Below are 18,283 nucleotides of genomic sequence, written 5' to 3' on the forward strand. Positions count from 1 at the left end.
GGCGAACCACCGGCGAACACCGATTGGCACCGATCGATTACGACATTCGTTGCTATGCATGGGTTCCGGCAGTCTCTAGCGTGGATCGACGCGTGTCGATGGAGTCGCGCGCTGTGTCCGTTTCGTCTTCTGGGGGTAGGTCCTTATCGACGATCTGACCGGTCTGTCACGCAGAGGTTTCGTCCAAGGTGCCGTCATCAGCGGCGCCTCCCTGTTCGTCAACCCGGCCGTCACTGCCGCGGATCCTGCGGTTGCCGCGATGCCCGACGCCCGGAACAGCGGCGGCGGAGAGCTCAGCTTCACCACCGACTCGGCCGCCCTCCACCCGGACACTGTCGTCTCGACGGCCTGTCAGTTCTGCAACTCGAACTGCCGCCTCAAGGTCGGCATCCGGGCCGGGCGGGTCATCAGCGTCTCCGGCGACCCGGACGATCCGGTCCAGGCCGGCAACTTCTGCGTGAAAGCGTCGATGATGCCGGAGCTGGCCTACAGTTCGCTGCGGCTGAGAACTCCCCTGCGCCGCGTGTCCGGCACCAAGGGTTCGAAGGACTCGAAGTTCGAACCGATCTCCTGGGACACCGCCCTCGACCTCATCGCCGACCGGCTCCTGCAGCTGCGCGACAGCGGGCAGGTGAAGTCGATCGCCAACCGCACCACCGGCAGGCTCCCCCGTGGAACTGGCTCGCTGGTCGCGCGGCTCTTCGCGCTGCTGGGGAGCCCGAACAACACCGACGTCGGACCAGTCTGCAACGACGCCGGCGGCAACGCCCTCGCCGCCACCTTCGGGCTCGGGAACTTCACCAACGGCTACGGCGTCGACGGCGCCACCGGCCGGGAAGACCTCGGCGCTGCGAAGTACTTCCTGTTCCTCGGGACGAACCAGGCCGAGACCCACCCGGTCACCTTCGACTACCTGCTCAGGTCCAGGAAGAAGACCCACGCGAAGGTCGTCGTCGACCCCCGCCGGACACCGACCGGAGCCGCCGCCGACACCTGGATTGCGCCGAAGCCGCACACCGACTTCGCGCTCGTGCTCGGCATGCTCCAGCACATCATCGCCCGCAACCTCCACGACAAGGCGTTCGTGCAACGCTGGGTCCTCGGGTTCGCCGAACTACGCGACCACCTCAACCGCTCCGACTACACCCCGGACTGGGCCGCCGGCGTCACCGGCGTGCCGGCCGCGACGATCCGGCAGATCGCCGAGGACTACGCCACGGCCAAGCCCGCCGCGATCTTCTGCAACGCCGGCATCTCCCACCAGCTCGGCGCCTTCGACACCTACCGCGTCCTGACCTTCCTCGCCGCGGTCACCGGCAACATCGGCGTCCCGGGCGGCGGCTGCAACTTCATGCACAACACCTGGCCCGGCGACCTGCGCCTGCCCGAGCTGACGGTCACCACGCCGCCGCTGGAGCAGGCGCTGCCGGTGGCCGACGTGGCCCGACTCACCGTACGAGGGCATCATCATCGGCATCGTCACGACGGCCGGAGCCACCAGGTTCTTTCACTGGTTGATCAAGTGACCACGAGAGCCACGGAGAGGAGCCCAGCTGGGCTCCTCTCCGTGGCCCAGACGTCGTTGCGCATCCGGCGCTCAAGACCGGCGAAGACCACCCGCGCCGGAGTGAGTTCTAGCGCAGGAAGGTCCTCCGGGCGGGGTCGCCCCCGAGCTGCTCGACTCCTCATGCCTCTGTCGTCGGACGACGTGAGCCGTCGAGATCTCCTCGGAGAAAACTCGGTGGCTCACGAGGCCCCCTCAGCGTAGGCTTGCCGCCCTTAGAAAGAGGAGGCGATGACCGATTTTCGGATGTTCATCAACGATCACGCCTTCGCGGAGATGACGCCTGCTCAGCTGTCACTGAGCCAGCAAGCTGCGGCGTACGTTTCGACCCTGCTCGGGCCGGCACCCGCCGGTGGCCACGCAGTCGGCAAGGGCGGACGTGGTCCTTGCCGAATCTGTGGCGTGACCACGCAGCTGACATTCGAGCATGTGCCTCCTCGGTCGGCCGGTAATAGACAGCCTCGACGCGGCGTCGACCTCGCCACTGATTTGCAGTCGGCTCCCGGGGTGATGCCTCGCTCTGGCTGGATCCAGCAGCAACGAGGCGCGGGGGCTTACGCGACGTGCACGTCATGCAACTCGCTCGGCGGTAAACTCTATGTCCCGGCCTATAGCGATGCCGCCTCTGCCGCATGCCTCGCCCTACGGGAATTCATCGGAACATTGCCCGAGGACGACGATTCAGGCCCGCCCGAGTCCATCAGATTTTCGACGCACGGAGAGTTCTTTCCAGGAGCAGTCGTCAGGCAGGCCCTCTTTATGATTATGGCAATGAGTGGCAGCGCCGGAGTCGGCGAAGCGTTTCCAATTTTGCGTCACATCGTCCTTGAGGACGTCGCACACGAGCTACCCGAAGAGATTCGGCTCCGTCTTTCACTGGTGATAACTAGCCGAATCCGTATTCACCCAGTCGTCGCTCAAGTAGACGTCGCGACCATGCAGTATCGAGCGTTGCTCGAGACAGCCCATTTGCCTTTCGCGTGGCTCGCGGAGATCGGGCCGGAGAGTAGTTACCCGTCACCGCAGGTGTCGTCGTGGACTATGTTCACTTCCACCGACGAAGCTGACATAGAACTCAGACTACCGGTCGGCTCCATTGCGACCGCCATTCCGGCGGATTACCGGCATTCCTGGCAGGTGCCGGCCGAAGATCTAGCTGCCGATACGTGAGCACACAACAACAGCAGCGCATGCCCGACTGTTGGTATTTTGAGCGGTACTTCCTGCCGTCCGCGATTCAAAAATGACACGTTTCCTCGTCGATACCCGTAAGACACCACTGCGTGGGCTCCGTCTGCTGCTGATTGATCAGATCCGTCCGAGCGGGTGACCACGCTCTGAAACGCTGTCCTTCGGGCGGTGACGCCGAGAACCGCCGAGCAGTCGACCCCGCCTCCGGCGCCGGCCCTTGGTCAAGCCAAGTCGCGCCCGGATGCCCGATCACGATCTCCGGCGTAGGAACCCGGACACCACCGATAGGAACGAAATCTGCTTCAACGCGAATTCCGTCCGGCGCTGTACCGTTCGGCGAGACTGGGTCATCGGGTAGAGCTCGATCCCACTGCACGGCTTTCCCTTCCCACAGCAGTCGCATCTGCCGGAGTCGGACTCGTTGGAACAACGTGATCGTCCCGGTGATTGGTTCGACGCTGCGACCGCTGAGCTCCTCGACCGTGACGACGTCGTCCAGTACCTCGATCACTTGCTGTAGCTGATCGGTTGCTTCCGCTCGGCCTGGCGCTGTCCGCCAGGACACCACCTCTTCGCCCTGCACGAGGAAGGTCATCGTCTGAGCCTGCTGTATCTTCTGCAGCAGGCGGTGTGCCGCCAGACTGACTCGGTTCGACTCGCCGACACGGGCCAGGTTGAACGCGATCGGTCGGGCACCCTCACCCTCGACGCGAAGCTGGACGTGGCAGACCACGCAGTCCGCCAGCAGCACTCGCCAGTGGAAGATGTCATCCTCCTGGTGACGGTCCAGCACGACGGCGTCGTACGACACGACGATGCCGCCGGCGGCGTCGAACAGGTCGACCTGGACCCGGCTAGCCGGGTCGCGACGCAGCTGGCTGGTGAGTGTGACCTGCTGCCACTGCTCACCGAAATTCGCCAGAGGTTGATCCCAGTCGGGCCCGGTGCCCACCGGCGCCACAAACGCCGTCGCTGACGCCAACACGACCTCTGTCGAAGCCACGACGACGGCCGTGTCCCACACGTCCTGTTCAAGCTCAACCAGCTTCGAGTCGTGCAACTGGCGAACTAACACGAGCGCGTGATCGACCAGCGACGCGAGCCGAGAAACCACGCCGACCGCGGCCGCGTACCGCTCCTCCAACGAGAAGGCCAGAGGGTCCTCCTTCCAGCCTTGCGCATCAGCATGGACCAAGTCGGCGTAGATCCATCCGGCGGCCAGCTGACCGTCGGTCGCCCGCCCCGCGGTCTCCGTGCCTTCGACGTTGCTCCGCAGCACCTCGTAAATCTGAACATCCCGGCCCAGCCGCATGGTCGCCCAGCTGGACGTCAGCTCGGTGAGCTGCTCAAGTTCACGGCTCCCGGCCGCTGGTGCCGCCTTGATCATTCGCTTCAAGGCGGCAAGGACTTTCGCAAAGAAGATCGACTCTGATTCAAGCGTCAACGGCCGAACCCGCGCCGCCAAAGACTCAAAGATCTCCTGATCAGCTGGCAGCGAGCGGCTGAAGGTGGCCGTGCCATCCAACTGCATCCGCAGCGTGAAGGTGTCCTGCATCAGCTTGGCGAAGGACTCGCGATCCTGCATCAAAGAGTGTGCAGCAATCCGTCGCGCCCGGACCACGAACCGCTCGATCGTCTCCTGGTCCGAGATACCCGCCCACTGCCCCTTCACACGAGGGTAGACAGCCCCTCGCAGGGTCAGGTGCGTCGCACGCCGCATGACCCGTTCGATGTCGCCGACGATCGCCTCGAGGCTGGTCGCCGGTGTCCCATCCAGAAGGTGCGCCGAGCGCTGTGAGAGGTCATCACCGTGGATTTCGTCGTTGCGGAGCTGATAGGCCAGCGACATGAACGCTTTGATCTTGTCCTGGCTGGTCGCGAGCGCGACGTCGTCAGCCAGCAGCGCCGCGGCACCCTCCGCGATCACGGCTCCCTTCACTCTGCCCTTCACCCCGTCGAGCTTGATGAACATTGCTTCCGCGCTGGTCATGAGGTCGACCAAGCGGTCCTCGGTCACGCTTCGTGAGCCGGATGCGACCAGGCGACGTAGCGCGGTCTGCAGCGCGCGGTTGCTCTGCACATCCGGGTCTCCGAGTAGCTGGAAAACCTCGCAGAGATCATCTATCTGGTGCGGGTCCAATCGAGTCGGCCGGTCGAGGTCGGCGAGTCCGACCGGCGAGAGCACTGCGCTCGCTCCGAGGTCGAGGGGGAAGTCTTCGTCGTGCTGGATGTGGATTGGGCGCGTCACACTTGCCGAGCCGCCGCACACGATCCGAAGAGCCCGGACGAGTTGCTCGGACGGTTCGGACAGGGAGGGGAACGGGCCGGCGGTCGGAGCGCAAGACGGATCACTTGCACCGGAGCGCACTGGGAAGGGTCGTTCCACGACCAGCGCCCACTGGTTGAGCCAGGAGACCTCGAACGATGTCGTGCCGCCGCCGAACTCACCGGGGACCGCTTGCACCCGGATGGCTGCGCTGAGCTGCGGATCTGTCATCTGCCGCAACACGAACCCGCCGGGCAGCGCGATCCCGTCGGAACCCGGAGTGATGAACGCGTTGAGCGGCACAAACTCCACCATCCGGACTTCCGCCGCGAGAAGACCGTCCTCCAGGCGCGCGTAAGACTCTTCGAAGGCGTCATTGTCCAGGTGGTAGGCGCGCGTAGCCAGGACGATCGGCTCCAGCAGATGCTCGACGAGCAGCCCGCTGAAGCGTTGGAACTGCTTGGCGAACTCGGTTCCGACCACGGTGTCGACGCGGGAACCGATGATCGGATCGGCGTTGGCGATCTCTCGGACCGCGGCCATCTCGGGGAATGTGTCAAGCCAGCCGACTTCGGAAGCTCGATGCGGCATGTGCCATGCGGCGGCTTTCAGGGCCACAAACGACGACTGTGAAAACCGCCGCCAGTCACGCATGTCGACGAGCGGACCCAGCACAGGAGCATCCTCGTGCCGCAGGAGGTCGTTGAGGGCGACTTCCATCAAGGCCTTGAGCGCGTCGTGAAACTCTGGTCGGCGGCAGGGCATGCGTGTCTCCCTCGTGCGGGATGTGACATCGGGCTGATGGCCGCCGGCGGCGAACACGACAGAATGCCACACCCTGCGCCGCGCCGCACCCACATTTGGTTCACTCGTTCGGATGTCTCCGCTGACCGACCAGGCCCGCCAGCATCGATCACCATGTCGCAGGCACAATGAGGCATGCGCGACCTCGTCGAGAGACCGGTGTCCTTCGAGCATGGCTACAACATGCGATGCGCTCATTGTCCGGCCACCACGCCACTCACGAGCGCGGAGTACTATCGCCAGGCTGATGGCGCCCACGTCGCTTGTGCTGGCTGCGCAGCGCAGATCCACTTCGGACTCGCGGCGATGACACTACGTGACCCCGAAGACCCCGTTCTCGACGACCGCTACCTTCTCGACGCTGCGTGGTACCACACCAGCACCTTTCCCGATTGGCCGCACGGCAGCCGCGCGATGCCGGACGCAACGGTCGAGTCACTGCGACGCTTGATGCCGGAAGTGTCCGCACATCGCGTCCGTGCCCTGCACGAGAACCAGGCACTACATCTCGGGAGCTACGAAGCCGCCATCGAGTCGATGTTGCGCCGGATGAGCAGTCAGGACGACGGCGGAACACCGTTCTACCTCTACCGCATTGCACTACGGCATGAGGGCCTGGCAATAGAACCGGGCTGGCGAGACGAGAACTCTGAGAAGGCCGCCCAAATCAGCCAAAAAGAGCTCGACGACGCCGATATTGTCCGATACCTCAACGTTCACGAATCCCCCGGCTCGATCTCACTTGCCGTCCGACCTGCAGCGATCGCCTCGCTCCAGCGGATTCCCCTGCCGGTTCCCACGGCGCGACCTGTCATCAACGCGGCCCTGTTGGCCAACATCGACCGCGTGCGACAGGAGGTTGCTCGCGCCGACGCTGCCGCCGACACGGAACCAAGTCCTCTCGAGCTGTTGCTTCGCAAAGCCGCCGCTCGATCGCCGGATTCATCTGGGATAGGTCCACACCGACAGCAACCCGCTCTTCCCTACGAGATTTGCCAACTGCTCGAAAACGAGTACCTGGCGGGCGTATCGCAGCCAGGTAGGGACCGTTTCACCGCCGCCCTTCGCGCTTGGCGCACCGCGCACGCGCCGGTGGATGACGCCGACTACGCCTTGTGCTTCGCGTCCATGGCTTCGACACTGACACAACCCGACCACGTAATCCGACTTATTTCAACCCAGCCGGTCCGGCAATAATCGCACGCAGCCCTGCAGTGCCGGCCCGTGCATCATCGCGCTGCCGCTCCTCGCCAAGTCCCGTTGCTGCTGGCAGTTCCAGTGGACGTCCCACTCGCCGAGGCCGATCCGAACAACGTCGCGCTCACAGCAGGCACAGGCGAACTCAGCGACGGGCTCGCCTGCGCGTGCTAGCCGTTGCCACGCGCCGACCGCGACGCCGTTGGGCGGCGAACGTAGTGCTTTGACCGTACTCTCCCGCCTTAGCGAGCTCGATCTCGAACCTCGGCTCGAACTTCACGTCGGTGTTCTCCAGCGCAGTGATCTTCCAGTTGAAGAGGCTCTTGATGCCAGGCCCGGACCGGCCGCCGGTCTGATCCCATACGTAGAGGTACTCCTGGCCGCTACCGTCCTTGCGCCATTTGAACTCGAGGGAGTACGGCTCAACGAGCCGGGATGCTCCGTCGTACGTTATGCGGAGCAGGGTCTGCTCCTGTCCGGCGCGCATAATCGGCGTGCGCAGTTCCGCAGGAAAGAACGCCAGCTGGTTGCGCTCGCCATGCCGGAATGCTGAGAACAGCGACCGCATTTCCTCCTTGAACGCCTCGACGGCGGCAGTGAAATCCATGCGACTGGCGGCAATACACACGATTTTGTTCCAGTAGCCACGCATGATCTCGAATGGCACCGCTAGCAACAGCCCGAGCGCAGCCTGCGGACTGGGCTCGAAGATCGTCTTGCGCAGGAAGGTGGTCACGACCTGCTTTTTATCCACAGCGACATCGTTGTTCACGAAGATCGAGTAGACCAGGTCGAACAAGTCATTGGACATGTGGCGCTGCAACAGGCACTTGAGCTTGTCGGCCAGGGCTTCCTCGAGACTGACGACCGCGAGTGTGGCGGCGCAGTCTGCCCGGTCGGAGTAGGGGTGGATGAGGTCACGTTGTTGAATCGGCAGGTACAGGCGCCCGAACTCGGTGACGTCCATGCGCAGTGCGATCGACATCTTCCCGGGTTTGCCGTAGAAGTCCTCGAAGTACAGCGCGAACTTATGCACGGTCTTGTTGGCGTCGATGGCGCGCTGGCCTGTTTGCGCGTTCCGGTCCAAGTCGAACTCGACGCCGGTACGCGCCTGGATCATCCGGCATACGTTGTTCAATGTCTCGAGGAACCGGTCGGGCCGCAACCCGGTCGGTGCCACGAAGTCGAGATCTCCCGAGAACCTGGTGTTGGCGAAGTAGCCCTTGCGGAACGCGTTGCCGCCCTTCAGCACGAGCCGGTCACACGTCAACGGTTCATTGCCGTAGAGGCCGGCCAGCAGCCATCCGTACAGATAGTCGCGCTGCACGTTGGCCGGATGGACCCCGAGCTGCTTCCCGGTGGCGTCGATTTCATCCCGGTCGATCACCTTGGAGATCCTCCTGCCTGCACGTCGTTCGCCGTCGATTCTCCACGCTCGGTACCGGCTCATCTCACGCGGGTGGCGCATCACGGATGCGGCGATCGACAGGTTTCGCTAGTGACCAATCAGCGATTCGTCACCTCGCGGTGATCGCGCCTGCAGACGACTCAGCTGGATCCCGAACATCATTCCTCGACGGGGAGAACACGTCGGCGACTGTGCGACGTTCCATCACCGCAAGCCACCGAGACGCCGCTCGACACGGTTCAGTGCATGCTGCGGAGCGACAAGCCAGGTTCAGCTGGCTTGTCGCTCGGCGACGGCAACTTAAGGCATCCGCGCTGAAGCTGCCCCTTCGGGAAGACTCAGCGTTAGACGGCGACCCTATCGCAGATGATCTTCACAACTTGGTGTCTTGTTGTCTCCATACCGCCTCTCGAGCGGAGTTGGTCGTCGACAGGCACGCCGTCGAAGTCGACCTGAGCGGGTACTTCCGCTCCGGCCGCTACGACGGTTTGGTGGACGATCCCTGCAACACGACCGCCCGGAGCGGACATGGCGATTTCTCCGAACACCTCTCCACGACCAAGCCCGGCGCCGCGCCGTTCGCGGCCGCCGACACGCCAGGCCGCCGCCGACAGGCGGCCTCGATCTGGTCGTCGGCGCGACGTCGCCGGGCCGACGGTGCTGCTGTCCACGTCTCCGCCGCAATTGTCGCACGGCGCTGCCAGCGTTCTGCTGCGGCTGCTTCTCGACGCGGACAAGGTGGACTGATCATGCGGTTCGCCTTCTACGGCCGAGTCTCCACCGAAGACCAGCAAGACCCGGAGGCATCTCGAAACTGGCAGCTGGCCCGGGCCAAAGCGCTGGTCGACAAGCACGGCGAGATCGTCGCCGAGTTCTTCGACGTTGGGCAGTCCCGCTCGATTCCTTGGAAGCGCCGCCCTGAGGCGACCCTGCTGCTGGCGGCGATGCGCGACGCTGACCGCGGGTTCGACGCCGTCGTCATCGGCGAACCGCAGCGCGCCTTCTACGGCAACCAGTACGGCCTGACCTTCCCCGTCCTCGTCCACTACAGCGTCGGCCTCTGGGTGCCCGAGGTCGGCGGCGCGATCGAGCCAGAGTCTGAAGCTCACGACCTGGTCATGTCCGTCTTCGGCGGGATGAGCAAGGGCGAACGCAACCGGATCAAGATCCGCGTCCGCGCCACCATGGCCGCCCAAGCCTCCGTCGAAGGCCGCTTCCTCGGCGGCCGGCCGCCCTACGGCTACCGACTCGCCGACGCCGGGCCGCACCCCAACCCGGCCAAAGCCGCTGAAGGCAAACGGTTGCACCGCCTCGAACCCGACCCGACCACCGCGCCGGTGGTGCAGCGCATCTACGGCGAGTACATCGCCGGCCGCGGGAAGTTCGCCATCGCTGAGGCACTCACCCGGGACGGCATCCTCTCCCCCTCGAGCAACGACCCCGCCCGTAACCGGCACCGCACCGGCGTCGCCTGGGCCAAAGGCGCGGTCGGGGTCATCCTGACCAACCCCCGCTACACCGGCCGCCAGGTCTGGAACAAGCAACGCAAAGACGAAGTCCTCATCGACGTCGAAGACGTCGGGCTCGGCCACGAAACCAAGATGCGCTGGAACGACCGCGACAAGTGGATCTTCTCCGAGGAAATCGTCCACGAACCGATCATCGACGTCGAGACCTTCCAGCGCGCCCAGGAGATCACTGCCGCCAAAGGCGCCGGCCGCACAAACCGGGAACGGACCCGCACACAGCACCGCTACGTCCTGCGCGGTCTGCTCCGCTGCGGGAATTGCGGCCGTCGCATGCAGGGCCAGAAGAGCCGCGACCAGCTCTTCTACCGCTGCCGCTACCCCAACGAGTACGGGCTGGCCAACAAGACCGAGCACCCCCGCAACGTCTACCTCGCCGAACGTGACCTCATCGGGCCACTCGACAGCTGGCTCAGCACCTGCTTCGCACCGCACCGGATCAACGACACCATCGATGCCCTCTACGAAGCCCAGCCTGAACTGGACGTCGATCCGGGGGCAGTAGCCGCCGCCAAGGCGGTCGAGGAGTGCGACCGAGCACTCGGACGCCACCGCGCAGCCCTCGAAGCCGGAGCCGACGCCAAGCTGGTCACCGCATGGATCACCGAAACGCAGGCCCGCCGCGCCGAGGCCAAGGCACGCCTCGTCGCGCGCCCCCTGCCGCAACGGCTGACCAAGGAGCAGATCACCGAACTGATCGAGCGACTGGGCGACATCCGGAACGTGCTGGCCACCGCCGACACCGACCGCAAGGCAGAGGTCTACCGGCAGCTCCAGCTGCACGCGACCTACGACCCCGGAAAACGACTAGTGCGCATCGAGACTAAGCTCGATGCGCACAGTTGGGGTTATGGTAAGTGTCCGAGGACCGAGTTGATCTATAACCCCACACTGAAGTTCGCCACTGACCTGCAGCTTGAGTGACCCACTTCCATGCGGGAAATCTCCCACGTTTACGTGTTCAAAGGGGGACTTGAACCCCCACGCGTGGGATATCTCCCGTGTTTGGAGAGATCATGTCGTCTCTGTAGCGTAGAGTCACCGGATCCGCAGGAGCGGTCCGCGACCTGACCCTCCTACATCGCCTTTGGATTTTTGAACTGTTTCAGATCCCGGTCGATACCGTTCGTGTGAGATAGCCCAAGACGGGCCAAACCGCTTGCACGTCCATCGCGCCGCGGGGGAAGTATGCAGGCTCGCGACGTCGACGTAGGCGCCGCGGTCGCGATCATCCAGGACGCGCAAAACCCACGCAGGAGCTCCCGTGCCCCCGAGGAATTCGCCCCGAGGTAACGGCGGACCCGGGCGAGGTTCTCGAAGGCGCCGAGCCCTCTTTCCAGCCCAGCGGCCATCCGGTCTTTGACAAGCCGCTCGTCGAAGACGTCGAGGAGGACGGCGAGATACTCCACCATCGCGACGACGTCGAGCCGGACGCCGGCGAGCCCCCTGGGCTCCGCCTTCACATAGCCCGTGCCGGCCACCTTCGCGGCGTACTCGCGCAGTAACCCGCTGGTCAGCTTCCCGGCCGGGCGCTCGTCGAGCACGGGGATGAGGGCCGCGCCGGCGCGGCGGGCAGCCGACCGGCTGACGCGGTCCATCGCGGCACGGGTGGTGCGGTCGAGCTGGCGCTGCACGAGGTGTGCGGCGACAACAGCCAGCTGCTCTTCGGACTTGTCGGACGCTATCGTCTCCGCGGTCCGGGCGAGCTCCCGCGCGAGGCCACCGGAGAATACGTAGGCGAGCGCGGCGAACTGCTCAGGTAGGTCGCGGATTCGCCGATTGAGCAGTGACCTGGCCTGTTCGAAGGTAAAATAGTCGACCCGCACGATCGTGTCGAAGGCACTGTCGAACACTGTTCGCATCCCCATCGCGGCGAGCTCGAACTCCGCCAGTGCGTCCTCCGAGACCGACACAAGAAAATAGCAGTTGGGTACGTTGAATACTGCCTTCAGCTCGTTCAGAAAGCGTTGTGCACCCTCGCCGTCGCTGATCCGGTCGAGCTCGTCGATGCCGATGAGTACTTTCGAGTCGTACTCCGCGACAAGTTGCGCGGTCAGCCCGAGGAAGTTGCGGAACCGGTCGACCAGCTCGGGGTGGTTGAGTGGCACGTCGTCCCGCCGCACGCTGGCCTTGCTCTTGTACCCGACGTTCGTCGCCTTCAGTGGCGTGAACCCCAGCGAAAACTCGCCTTCCTTGGTGTGGCTCTGCAGGAAGCGGATCTTCTCCCGCTCCTCTCTGGCCAGTACGGCCAAGTCGGCGGGCCGGACACTCGCGTCCGGCTGGGCCGGGCTTGTCAGCCTGAGCAAGCCTCTCGGCGCCGACTCACCCGGGTGGTTCGCCAGGCCTGACAAGGTGCGCGCGTATTCCTCGACGGCATCACACAGCTTGCCGAACAAATGGGTGAGGAACTCCTTCGACTGGTAGCCGACGGGGGCGTCCACCTTGACGGTCAGGTCACGACGCACCCGGCGCTCCGACCCTGCGTCGCGCAGGAACTGTCCGGCACACCACCGGTCGAGCAGCGTCGACTTGCCCACTCCTCGAGGACCGGCCAGCGCGAAACTCCCCTTGCTGCGCTGTCTGAGCAGCCGCCGCAACTCGTGCGAGGCGGGGGTGTCGATCTCCACCGGCGCGTCCGAATACGTCCCGTCCAGGACCGGCAGGCAGGTGCCGTAGACCGGCTTGAGGCTCGCCCGTGCGCCGATCGCCAGGTGCAGCAACCCGTTGCCGTAAATACTGTTCAGCCACCGGTCGAACGCTCGTTGCGGAACACCTGCGCTCGGCTTCGCGAACCGGAGACGAAGCAGGTTGCCGCCCAGAACCGTACCGATGAGCACGACCGCCACGACGATGCCGGCGACGCCGCCGGGCACGGCGCCGAACCTCCGGCCCCCCAGCCAAACCGACGCGGCGAGCACCGAAGCGCTGCCCAGCGTCGCGAGGACGAGGCCGAGATCGACCGAGAGACGGACAAACCGGTTCAGCGCGGCGACCGTGAGGAACACCACCGGAAGACCGGCTGTCAGCGCCAGCCGCCAGCCTGAAAACGGGTCGCCGTGCCCGGTCGCCAGCCACACCAGCAGCGCGATCGCGCCGGCCGCGAACGCGAAAGCCGACTCGAACAGCGCCCGGCCGAGAAGACGCCATACGACGCCACTCCGCGCGCGATCCGCCCTCGCCTGGAACTGGGCTCGGGCATGCAGGTAGTTCTGCTCCTCTTCGAACGCCCGCTGGAGCAGCGCTCGGCGGTCCTCCACCACGCGCTCACGCAACCGGCTCACGACCGGCCGTGCCAGTCCGAGCTTCACGCACGCCTCGTTCGTGAGTAGTTCCAGCACCTGCTCCGGGTCGTCCTTGCCGTTCTCCCACGGCCGATCGATCTTCATCTCGATCGTGGGCGCCTCGAGCATGCGCCACGGTTCCCGGAGCCACCGCGCGGCCGCGTCCACCTTGCGGTTGCCGGGCAGCTCCGTGCAGAGGACGGCGACGACCTGCTCCGCCTCGGCGATCCGCTCCAGGCTGATCAGGGCGCCCACCTTCGCGATCCGGGCATTGAGATCGCGCGGATCCCGATCCAGCACGGGTTGGTAGGACTCGAGCCGCGCTCGCGGTTGTTCCCCCGCGGCCACCATGATCTCCGCACGGCAGAGGTGCAGCTGCGGACTGGTCGGTTCGCGGGCGATCGCGGCGTCGACCTCCTGGAGAGCTGATTCGAACAGGTCGTTGCTCAGGTGTATCAGGATCTTTCCGTTGGTCGCCCCGGGCAAGGGCGGGCCGACCCGTTCGGAACGGTCGAACTGCTCCATCGCCCGCTCGCTCAGGGTTCGATCACCGGTCACCTCCGCGCGGTGGAGCAGCGCCCAGCCGTAGAGCTCGAGAACCACGGCAGGCGGGTCCGGTTGCCGGTTCACCAGCCCCTCCGCCTGGGTGACCAGTTCTTCGTCGCCACTTTCGGGGCGCCGCTGCAGCTCCAGCCGGAGCAATTCCGCCTGCAGGAATTGGGGGTCGTCCTTGATGGCCCGGAGGACGGCGTCTTCGGCCGCCGGCAGATTGTCCCGCTCCAGCCAGCACATCGCCCGTTCCACCAGCGCCGGTGCCGTCGAGCTCAGCCGGGGACGCATGTTCTCCAAAATCTCTTCGGACTGCTGAAGACGGCCTGACATCCGGTATGCCGTCGCGAGGCCGGTGACCGCTTCGACCAAAGATTCGTCCAGCTGGACCGCCTTTTCGAAAGCGGCGATGGCCGCTTCGTCGTCCCGCTCGGCGGATCCACAGTCGACGGCGAGGTACGACGGGTCGTCCGGCTGACCGAGCGCGACGAGGCCGCGCGCGAGTGCCACGTGGACAGAGTCGTCCCGTTCACCCAGCTCTGCAAGCTGGTCGCGTGCATCGCTCCACCGTCGGAGCATCCACAACGCGCGCACACGTCCCGTCAATGCACGGAGATCATCGCCATCTTCGCCGATGACTTCGTTAAAAATGGACAAAGCTGCGATGCCGTCGAATCGACACAACGCGGCATCACCTTCGTCAAGTTGGGTGCTCATCACGCACCTCCCCACTCACAGATTGAGTAGGCCTTCGCCCTCGCTCTGTTACGCGGCCGCGGGCTGCGGTGACCCGGTCGTGACCCAACTGTGTCGCCACCGGCACTCGCGTGAGCAGAAATGTCGAACCGGTTTCTAACTCTCAGAACTACTTGCAATCGGATTCCCACGTGGACGCACGGTCTGCTTGTTGTCGTTCTAGCGGGTGCGACGCACGTTGCGATTCGACCTGCCGGACGAAAGATTCCAACACACCGAAAGTCAAGGACGTAGTCGCGGACCGGAAGAACCTCAACAACGTGCTCAAAGCCGCTCCTCGGAGCGGCGCGGCGCGGGTTAGGTAAAGCACGTGAAGCTGAAGTGCGAATCGAGCGAGCCTGATACGTCCTGATGTTCTTCGACAAGCCACCCCGCACCGAATCTCGACGCGGAGCAGGATCACCGGCTTTCGCGGCTCGCCCCACGGGACCAGGCGAACGCGCTCGGCCGGGCCGCGGCCGCCGTCCAGCAGCGGGGTGACGACGGCGTCGGACCCGAGGGAGCCCCTGGATGCGCACCAGGCGCGGCTGGCACGCCCGGCCGGGTTGTTCACACCCGAATGAAGAGAACGTTCCGTACACTCACGGTGTGGCGAAGCTCGTGACCAGCCCTGGACGCCAGTCGGAGGCGCGTGAGCGGCTGTTGAGCACGGCGAGCCGGCTCTTCTATGCCGAGGGCATCCGCGCGGTCGGGGTCGACCGTGTCATCGCCGAGGCCGAATCGCCCGCGGTACCTTCTGCCGGCATCTCGAAGGCAAGGACGATCTCGTGCGGGCCTACCTGGAAACGGCGGATCTCCAGGTCCGCGACCTGCTGGCGGCCGCCAGCAGGTCGATCCCCGACTCCGCCGCCTTTCTCGAGGCCGTGGCGCGGGGAATCGGAAGACCTGTGCAGCGCGGGATTCCGGGGCTGCGCGTTCATCAACGCGGCCGCCGAATACCCGGAGCGGGACAGCGTCGTCCGTCAGGCGGCACTGACGCACCGGGCGTGGTTTCACCAGAAGCTCCAGGACGCCTTCGAGCAAGCGGGCGCGGCCGACCCGCCCCACTCGGCGGACGCCATGGTGGCCATGCGTGACGGAGCGATGGTCGCTGGCTACCTGGGCGATCCACGGAAAGCAAGCGAGACCCTCGCGCACGGCGTTGCCGCTCTCCTGACCGCACGCTGACCGCGCCCTCAGACGTGGCTGAGCTCGAGGCCGGCCGCCCAGCCGAGCGCGTAGTCGGCGACTTCTTCCCAGCCGTCCTCGCCGACGGTGAAGTGCGAGCGGCCGGCAAATTTGTGGTACCCGGTGACGGCGGATGACTTGCGGTACAGGCGCCAGTTTGCCTTGTTCACCTTCGCCGGCACGATGTGGTCGGCGCCGCCCGCGATGAACAGCAGCGGGGCTCGCTCCCCGTTCCGGAAGTCGATCTTCGTCGCGGCACCGGGGTTGAAGTTGGCGAACGCACCCCGGAAGAGCACGCGAGCCGACAGCACGCCGGACGCCGCCACACCACCCTCACCCACCCCTCCACCCCAGCTGAGCGTGGCCGACCACGGCCCCTGGTCACTACGATCGGCCCGAACAGCGCAGGTCGTGAACTCGGCGCGGGAAGACGCACTTCAACGTCAGTGCCTACTGTGCTTGATCTTTGACCGCGAGCGCCTGTCTTCGGGTGACGACCAACGCAGTGTTGGCTGGGTTCGCAGGCTGCGAAGCAGCCCTCAACCCTCCGCCTTAGAAGTCAGCGCTGATTGTGAAACGCATATTCAGTCGTGAGCTCCGACGTATCCAGGTCATAGGCCCCACCTTGGCGGAGTCTGACCCCGGGCCAAATCACTCCCATAGACCACAGAACGAAACACATTGCCCGATATTTCTCTAGAAACGGGAGCATCTCCAGAGTTATATCAGGTGAAATTGCCTTGAATCCGACAGAGACGGCAACGTCATTGATATTTTCTAGAAACTGCACTGGAGTTTTAGCGCCCTTGTTCATCATGCTCGCCAAGAACTGTTGCACTTCCGAAAATATCACTATTCCAAGTTTGTCATTGTCGGCCATTCCGATCGATCTTTTGATTGCCCGATTGACATGCCTCATCACGCGGGCCAGTGAATAATTTCGTGCCCGAATGATCGCTTCGGTCAAGTAATCGAGGTCCTCGGCGGCCCCGCAGGTGAACGGCTGGTCGGTAAACGAGTATATGATCATTTCGTTTGCGTTGACCTTGGTTGGGTCAACCACGTTCATTCCATAGCGGTAGGTCGTTCGATTGGCATGGGCCATGAAATCGAGTGGACGACATCGCGGATTCCAAGCAAGAAAGCTAAGCGTTTCCAGGGCGCACCATGCACTTGAGAAGTACTGGTAGATCTCTAAAGACATGCTGACGTATAAGGAGCACAGCTGTACGATTCCCGGAATCTGCTCGAGTTCCCTGGCCTTCAGTTCCCTGGCGTCAGGATTCTGCGTCACACTCAAATAGTCAACCCAGAACCATTCGATTCCGGTGTCGAGATATATGGCGAGCACCATCAATAATAGCGACCTGTAGAACTTGCCATCCTCGGTATCCGGCATGCCCTTGTCAACCCACGAGTGCGACACAAAGCAGTATGGCGGAGCTGGATCATTCGACAGACTCTCTTTGTCGAGGCGGAATCGTCTCACTGGAATTTTGAGATTAAATTTGTGATTCGCCATCAGATCCGATATGTGCACGAGAGCCACTTCGGAAGCATATTGTGATTCGAAGTCGTAATCCAGGAACCCTGTCTCCTCGGTCTGAAAATTTATTGGTTCCCACTGCCCCAGGCTGTAGCTCCGGCCCTCGACAACCGCCTGCAACGCAAGAATCAGGTAATCAGAGAGACTGTCTACGCAGCGCAACCTGGACAGAAAGGCAAGCGTGGTTGTCTCATCGTCCACCACGAGACGACGTCCGCCTAGGTGAATGCTAGTCACTTTTCGGATGGCTTCGAGGATCTCGTCATCTAGTCTCTTAGAGTAATAGTCTGCCATTCGGTATTTGCCATCGACAGCGGGATCGCTCGCGATGGGATCTATACCACTCAATCTATCGGCAAATTCGTCGTACAGCTCGGTTGATACCAACTGACTCCAATCAGGACTGACTTGCCAGACTCCGCTGCAGCGGTTGAACCGTCGAGCTGTGACGTGCATCACCGACCGGATCACTGCCGTGGGCGCCTATTATAGCCCGCAAGCCGTATTAGAAATGGATCAGTGATAGATCCAGTCATCCCGCTTGGCCGAGCCCAAACACCGGTGTTACCGGAGTCGGGGACCTCTGCCTCATACAGGCAGAGCAGACATCCGCCGAACCAGTTCGCAGGACCGCTGCCTGACGTTGGCCTAACCAGATCGGCGAACACCCTCGTCGCGGCAAGCGCGGTCGTTGCGCAAACCTGGAGGTCCGTCGTTGTGAGGGCACCTCGGCAACCGAACTGGATCGATCGCTCGCGTACCTGCTGCGCACATGCTGCCCTTCGATCACTGGCTGCGCAGTCTCAAGCCGAGCATCCCGTGACCTGCAGCGTTGGATCGGCATGTTGCTGCTTAGTCCGGTCAACGGTGTGGCAGCGCAACCGCCTGGTCGCTCGCGCCAGCTCGGAGCTGCTCATCCGCGGGCAGGTCCAGGCCGCCGAAGTGTCGTCACGCTGGTCGCCGATCGGATCGAAGCGCTTGACCTGTCGATGGTGACCGCGCCGTCCCGCGACTTCCGGTGACCGCCG

The 18,283-nt window shown here is 64.1% G+C and carries 10 protein-coding genes; 5 read left to right on the top strand and 5 right to left on the bottom strand.

What is annotated here, in order from left to right:
- The first annotated feature begins 259 nt into the window (after positions 1-259).
- Positions 260-1,768, top strand: a complete 1,509-nt coding sequence (locus ACIA5G_RS33640; RefSeq protein WP_395930571.1) for a molybdopterin-dependent oxidoreductase — start codon at positions 260-262, stop codon at positions 1,766-1,768.
- Between the two features lie 27 nt (positions 1,769-1,795).
- Positions 1,796-2,734: a hypothetical protein gene (locus ACIA5G_RS33645; RefSeq protein ID WP_395930573.1), complete on the top strand. Its 939-nt coding sequence runs from the start codon at positions 1,796-1,798 to the stop codon at positions 2,732-2,734.
- Positions 2,735-2,801: 67 nt separating this feature from the next.
- Here ACIA5G_RS33645 and ACIA5G_RS33650 read toward each other — a convergent pair whose 3' ends face one another.
- Entirely contained in the window at positions 2,802-5,843 is a 3,042-nt protein-coding gene (locus ACIA5G_RS33650) for a hypothetical protein (protein WP_395930575.1), read from the bottom strand.
- A 117-nt stretch (positions 5,844-5,960) separates the two neighbouring features.
- Between ACIA5G_RS33650 and ACIA5G_RS33655 the strand changes: the two genes are divergently transcribed.
- Positions 5,961-7,022: a hypothetical protein gene (locus ACIA5G_RS33655; protein ID WP_395930578.1), complete on the top strand. Its 1,062-nt coding sequence runs from the start codon at positions 5,961-5,963 to the stop codon at positions 7,020-7,022.
- Positions 7,023-7,167: 145 nt separating this feature from the next.
- Here ACIA5G_RS33655 and ACIA5G_RS33660 read toward each other — a convergent pair whose 3' ends face one another.
- A complete protein-coding gene (locus tag ACIA5G_RS33660) occupies positions 7,168-8,409 on the bottom strand; it encodes a nucleotidyl transferase AbiEii/AbiGii toxin family protein (RefSeq protein ID WP_395930580.1) in 1,242 nt (413 codons plus the stop codon).
- A 440-nt stretch (positions 8,410-8,849) separates the two neighbouring features.
- Between ACIA5G_RS33660 and ACIA5G_RS33665 the strand changes: the two genes are divergently transcribed.
- Positions 8,850-10,880: a recombinase family protein gene (locus ACIA5G_RS33665; protein WP_395930582.1), complete on the top strand. Its 2,031-nt coding sequence runs from the start codon at positions 8,850-8,852 to the stop codon at positions 10,878-10,880.
- A 152-nt stretch (positions 10,881-11,032) separates the two neighbouring features.
- On the opposite strand, the gene ACIA5G_RS33670 is transcribed toward ACIA5G_RS33665, so the two are convergent.
- Positions 11,033-14,503, bottom strand: coding sequence for a hypothetical protein (locus ACIA5G_RS33670; RefSeq protein ID WP_395930584.1), 3,471 nt, complete (start codon positions 14,501-14,503; stop codon positions 11,033-11,035).
- A gap of 627 nt (positions 14,504-15,130) precedes the next feature.
- Between ACIA5G_RS33670 and ACIA5G_RS33675 the strand changes: the two genes are divergently transcribed.
- Entirely contained in the window at positions 15,131-15,709 is a 579-nt protein-coding gene (locus tag ACIA5G_RS33675) for a TetR family transcriptional regulator (RefSeq protein ID WP_395930586.1), read from the top strand.
- 8 nt (positions 15,710-15,717) lie between these two features.
- On the opposite strand, the gene ACIA5G_RS33680 is transcribed toward ACIA5G_RS33675, so the two are convergent.
- Together ACIA5G_RS33680 and ACIA5G_RS33685 are read right to left on the bottom strand one after the other, a co-directional pair.
- Entirely contained in the window at positions 15,718-16,050 is a 333-nt protein-coding gene (locus ACIA5G_RS33680; RefSeq protein WP_395930588.1) for a hypothetical protein, read from the bottom strand.
- A gap of 218 nt (positions 16,051-16,268) precedes the next feature.
- Positions 16,269-17,726, bottom strand: coding sequence for a hypothetical protein (locus tag ACIA5G_RS33685; protein WP_395930590.1), 1,458 nt, complete (start codon positions 17,724-17,726; stop codon positions 16,269-16,271).
- Between the last annotated feature and the right edge of the window lie 557 nt (positions 17,727-18,283).

It is taken from the genome of Amycolatopsis sp. NPDC051758, assembly GCF_044453095.1.
GTDB lineage: Bacteria > Actinomycetota > Actinomycetes > Mycobacteriales > Pseudonocardiaceae > Amycolatopsis.

Bases quoted from the DNA above. Each gene is read 5' to 3' on its own strand.
- ACIA5G_RS33670 (WP_395930584.1), bottom strand. From the start codon at position 14,503: ATGAGCACCCAACTTGACGAAGGTGATGCCGCGTTGTGTCGATTCGAC.
- ACIA5G_RS33640 (WP_395930571.1), top strand. From the start codon at position 260: ATGCCCGACGCCCGGAACAGCGGCGGCGGAGAGCTCAGCTTCACCACC.
- ACIA5G_RS33645 (WP_395930573.1), top strand. From the start codon at position 1,796: ATGACCGATTTTCGGATGTTCATCAACGATCACGCCTTCGCGGAGATG.
- ACIA5G_RS33655 (WP_395930578.1), top strand. From the start codon at position 5,961: ATGCGCGACCTCGTCGAGAGACCGGTGTCCTTCGAGCATGGCTACAAC.